This is a genomic window from Quisquiliibacterium sp. (genome assembly GCF_982640115.1).
This window is the reverse complement of record NZ_CEXFHW010000238.1, coordinates 1-4,745: the sequence shown is the minus strand read 5'-3', so window position 1 is coordinate 4,745 and position 4,745 is coordinate 1. Positions and strand designations below refer to the sequence as shown.

Below are 4,745 nucleotides of genomic sequence, written 5' to 3'. Positions count from 1 at the left end.
CTCCCGTGGCCGCGGCCGAGCCTGCGCCGCCCGCCCCGTCCCTGGCGAGCCTCGTGGCAGGCGCGGGCCTGCAGCTGGTCGAGACCCGTGCCCGAGCGGTCGAAACCGAGCCCGAGGCGCCCGCTGCGCCTCGCCCCGCGCGGATCCGCAAGCCGCGCGCACCGGTGGCCTCGGAGCCGCTGCAACTCGTCGAGACCCGCAATCCGCCGCCCGACGCCTGATTGCCCGCACCGCTTGCCGGCAGGCCTCTGGCCGCCGGCAAGCCGGATGCCGCCCGCAACCCTGGCGGCCAATGCGGGTCATCGCGCGGCGGGTTGCTAAGATGATCGGGCCATCATGACCGAACGCATCATCTCCATCGCCGACGAGCGCTACCAGCGCCTTCCGCCGCATGTGCCCGCCGCAGGCGAGATTCCCTCGGGTCCTCCGCAGGACCGCCTCGGCCGCCGCCTGCATGACCTGCGGATCTCGGTCACCGACCGCTGCAACTTCCGCTGCACCTACTGCATGCCGAAGTCGGTCTTCGGCACCGACTACGCCTTCCTGCCCCAGAGCTCGCTGCTCAGCTTCGAAGAGATCGAACGCCTGGTGCGCGTCTTCATCGATCATGGGGTCGAGAAGATCCGCCTGACCGGCGGCGAGCCGCTGCTGCGGCGTCACCTCGAGCGTCTCATCGAGAAGCTCGCACGCCTGCAGACCCGCGAGGGTCAGCCTCTGGATCTCACCCTGACCACCAACGGCTCGCTGCTCGCCCGCAAGGCCCGGGCGCTGCGCGATGCGGGTCTGCAACGGGTCACCGTCAGCCTCGATGCCATTGATGATGCGGTGTTCCGGCAGATGAACGATGTCGACTTCCCGGTGGCCGATGTGCTCCAGGGCATCGACGCCGCCCGCGACGCCGGACTGGCGCCGGTCAAGGTCAACATGGTGGTCAAGCGCGGCGTCAACGACACGCAGATCGTCCCCATGGCCCGTCATTTCCGCGGCTCGGGTCACATCCTTCGCTTCATCGAGTTCATGGATGTGGGCGCCTCCAACGGCTGGCAGATGGACGATGTGGTGCCCAGCGCCGAGGTGGTCGAACGCATCCACGCCGTCCACCCGCTGCGCAGCCTCGAGGCCAACTATCAGGGCGAAGTCGCCGAGCGCTGGACCTATCAGGACGGCCAGGGCGAGATCGGCGTCATCTCCTCGGTCACCCGCCCCTTCTGCGGCGGCTGCACCCGTGCCCGCCTGTCCACCGAAGGCCGGCTCTACACCTGCCTGTTCGCCGAGCGTGGCCACGATCTGCGCGCGCTCCTGCGCGGCGGCCACGACGACGCGCAGATCGCCCGCGCCATCGCGCATGTCTGGCTGGGCCGCGACGACCGCTACTCCGAGATCCGCTCCGCGCAGACCGCCGCGCTGCGCAAGATCGAGATGTCCTACATCGGCGGCTAGCGGCGCATGACGCGCCCCACGCTCAGCCGGTGCCCCCGACCGGCCACCGTGACGGTGTCGGCCCAGGACGAGCATGGCCATGTCCGCGCCGTCGAGATCGCCGACGAACACCCGCTCACGCTCTACCTCGACCGCCGCGAGGTGGTCACGCTGATGACCCTCGGCGCCGCTCCCGAGGAGCTCGCCCTCGGCTACCTGCGCAACCAGCGACTGCTCGGCTCGGTGTCAGAGGTGGCCGCGATCCAGGTCGACTGGTCGGTTTCGGCGGTGGCTGTCACCAGCCGCAGTCTGGCCGATCGCGGCGTGCCGCTGTGGTCCGACGAGGCCGCCGCCACCTCGCTGGCCCGTCGCACCGTCACCAGCGGCTGCGGTCAGGGCACGCTCTTCGGCGATCTGCTCGAGTCGCTCGCCCCACCCGCCCTGCCCGCCGAGGCCCGCCTGAGCGAAGCCACGCTGATGCGCGTGCTCGACGAGGCCCGACGCCACGACAGCATCTACAAGCAGGCAGGCGCGGTGCACGGGTGCGCGCTGTGCACGAACACGCCCGGTGAGGCGGGCCGGATCCTGCGCTATGTGGAAGATGTCGGCCGGCACAATGCGGTGGATGCAATTGCCGGCTGGATGTGGCTGGAGGACATCGCCGGCACCGACAAGATCTTCTACACCACCGGGCGGCTCACCTCCGAGATGGTGATCAAGTGCGCCCAGATCGGCGTGCCCTTCCTGGTGTCGCGCTCGGGCCTCACGCGCATGGGGCATACGCTGGCCGAGGATCTCGGCCTGACCCTGATCGGTCGCTGCCAGGGCCGTCACTACCTGCTGTTCACCGGCGCGCAGCGTTTCGACCGCCTCAAACCCGCGGCCCCGGCATGAAGCACGATCCCGCCCCCTCCGCCGTCCCGCCCGGCGCCGCGGCCGCCAAGGGCGCCGCAGACGCCGGGATTGCACCGGCACAGATCACCGGACTCGTGCTCGCCGGCGGCCTGGGCCGACGCATGAGTGCTGACGGTCAGGGCACCGACAAGGGACTGATGCCCTTCCGGGGCCGCCCGCTCGCGCAGCATGCGATCGAGCGGCTGCGCCCGCAGGTGGGTGAGCTGCTCATCAATGCCAACCGCCACGCCGAAACCTATCGCGGCTTCGGCGCCGAGGTGGTGGCCGATGCCCTGCCTGACTTCGCCGGGCCGCTGGCCGGCCTGCTCGGCGGCATGGCAGCGGCGCGCACACCCTGGGTGATCATGGTGCCCTGCGACTCGCCATTCATGCCCGACGATCTGGTCGCACGGCTGGCCGTTGCGGCCCGGGCGCAGCGCACGGCGGTGGCGGTGGCCCGCAGCGCGGGCCGCGATCAACCGGTGTTCCTGCTTGCCGCCACGTGCCTGCATGATGGACTGGCCGGCTACCTTGCCCAGGGCGGGCGACGCATCGATGCCTGGTACCGCCCGCTGCCAGCCGCCGTGGTCGACTTCCCCGACGAGGAGGCCTTCCGCAACATCAACACCCTTGCCGACCTGCAGGCCCTGGAATGACCCGAAGCCGCATCGATACGCCCGCCAGCCTCGCCCAGGCGATTGCCGAACTGCCTGCCTACAACCCGGCCGCGCTGCCGGTGGCCGACGCCTGCGCACTGATCGCCCGAACCCTCGACCCGGTGCAGGCGGTCGAGCGCCTGCCGATCCGCGACTGTCTGGGCCGGGTCCTGGCGCACGACATCGCCTCGCCGATCGATGTGCCGGCCCACGACAACTCGGCCATGGATGGCTACGCCATGCGCCATGCCGATCTCGCGGCCGATGCCCCGACCCGGCTGCGGGTGATCGGCGCGGCCTATGCCGGCAAGCCCTGCGCGCACGCGGTGGGCGCCGGTGAAGCGGTTCGCATCATGACGGGCGCAGTCATGCCGGTCGGCGCCGACACCGTGGTGCTGCAGGAAGCGCTGAGCGCCGAAGGTGAAGCGGTTGTCGTGCCACAGGGCCAGCAGCGCGGACAGAACCGTCGGCTCGCCGGCGAAGACCTCGCCCGCGGGCGTGCCGCCCTGCTTGCCGGACGCATCCTCGGCGCGGCAGACCTCGGCCTGATCGCCTCGCTCGGCATCGCCGAGGCTCCGGTACGCCGTCGCCTGCGGGTCGCCTGCCTGTCCACCGGTGACGAGATCGCCAGCCTCGGCGAAGCGCTCGGCCCCGGGCAGGTCTACGACAGCAACCGCTATACCCTGTACGGCATGCTCACGCGCCTGGGCGTGGAGGTGATCGACCTGGGCGTGGTGCGCGACGATCCGGCGCACCTCGAGGCCGCCATCGCGCAGGCGGCCGGCTGCGCCGACGCGGTGATCTCCTCGGGCGGCGTGTCAGTGGGCGAAGCCGACTTTACCCGCGACATCATGGCGCGTCTGGGCGAGGTGGCCTTCTGGACGATCGCCATGCGCCCGGGCCGGCCGCTCGCCTATGGCCGGATCGGCAGCGCGCGCTACTTCGGGCTCCCCGGCAATCCGGTGGCGGTGATGATCACCTTCCTGTTCTTCGCCCGGCCAGCCCTGCTGCGCATGATGGGCGCCACGGCCGAAGACCCGCTGCCAGTGCTGGCGCACGCCCAGGAGCGGCTGCGCAAGCGCCCCGGCCGCACCGAATACCAGCGCGCCCGGGTGAGCGTGGGCGCCGGCGGTGAGCTGGCGGTGCGCACCACCGGCAGTCAGGGATCGGGCGTGCTGAGATCGATGTCGGAGGCCAACGCCATCATGGTGCTGGGCCACGAGCAGGGCGATGTGCAACCCGGAGACCGGGTGCCCTGCCTGCTCTTCGAGGGCCTGCTCTGATCGGAGAGCCCGCCATCACCCGATCGGCAGAAGACCGGCCCGGTCGGGCCGGGCCGCGGCCGGGCATCCGCCCGACCGGATGCGATCAGCGGCGGACCGAGAGCCCGCCCGGCAGCGAGCTGTAGTACGCCGCAAGGTTGCGGACATCCTCGCGAGAGAGCTGCTTGGCCTGACCGACCATGATGGCGTTCTTGCGCGCCTCGCTGCGGTAGTCGAGCAGGGCCCGCTCGAGAAAATCCTTGTGCTGTCCGGCCAGCTTCGGATACGAGGGATCGATCGGGGTGTTGCCATCCTTGCCGTGGCAGGACGCGCAGACCTGCTCGGCCTTCTGGCGACCGAGTTCGGGGTTGGCAGCCAGCGCGGCACCGACCGGCAGCAGGAGGGCGCAGGCCAGCAGGCCGCGGGAGAACATGGGGGTGGCGATCATGACGGGGCTCCTCACTTGCCGGCGTAGTAGGCGGCGAGATCGGCGATCTCCTGGTCGCTGAGCGAA

At 70.9% G+C, this 4,745-nt stretch carries 5 protein-coding genes and 1 pseudogene; 5 read left to right on the top strand and 1 reads right to left on the bottom strand.

Annotated features, from left to right (window positions below; genetic code table 11):
- From AC2H6A_RS17955 to moeA, 5 genes and pseudogenes are all read left to right on the top strand, one after another.
- A pseudogene (locus AC2H6A_RS17955) lies at positions 1–221 on the top strand (DNA polymerase III subunit gamma/tau); the annotation flags it as partial.
- Between the two features lie 115 nt (positions 222–336).
- Entirely contained in the window at positions 337–1,440 is a 1,104-nt protein-coding gene (moaA, locus tag AC2H6A_RS17950) for a GTP 3',8-cyclase MoaA (RefSeq protein WP_484275087.1), read from the top strand.
- Between the two features lie 6 nt (positions 1,441–1,446).
- A complete protein-coding gene (locus AC2H6A_RS17945) occupies positions 1,447–2,313 on the top strand; it encodes a formate dehydrogenase accessory sulfurtransferase FdhD (protein ID WP_484275086.1) in 867 nt (288 codons plus the stop codon).
- Complete coding sequence (gene mobA / locus AC2H6A_RS17940) at positions 2,310–2,969, top strand: molybdenum cofactor guanylyltransferase MobA (protein WP_484275085.1); 660 nt, start codon at positions 2,310–2,312, stop codon at positions 2,967–2,969. Before AC2H6A_RS17945 ends, mobA begins: the two co-directional genes overlap by 4 nt.
- Positions 2,966–4,252: a molybdopterin molybdotransferase MoeA gene (moeA, locus tag AC2H6A_RS17935; RefSeq protein ID WP_484275084.1), complete on the top strand. Its 1,287-nt coding sequence runs from the start codon at positions 2,966–2,968 to the stop codon at positions 4,250–4,252. The genes mobA and moeA overlap by 4 nt, the downstream gene beginning before the upstream one ends.
- 85 nt (positions 4,253–4,337) lie before the next feature.
- On the opposite strand, the gene AC2H6A_RS17930 is transcribed toward moeA, so the two are convergent.
- Complete coding sequence (locus AC2H6A_RS17930) at positions 4,338–4,679, bottom strand: c-type cytochrome (RefSeq protein ID WP_484275083.1); 342 nt, start codon at positions 4,677–4,679, stop codon at positions 4,338–4,340.
- Between the last annotated feature and the right edge of the window lie 66 nt (positions 4,680–4,745).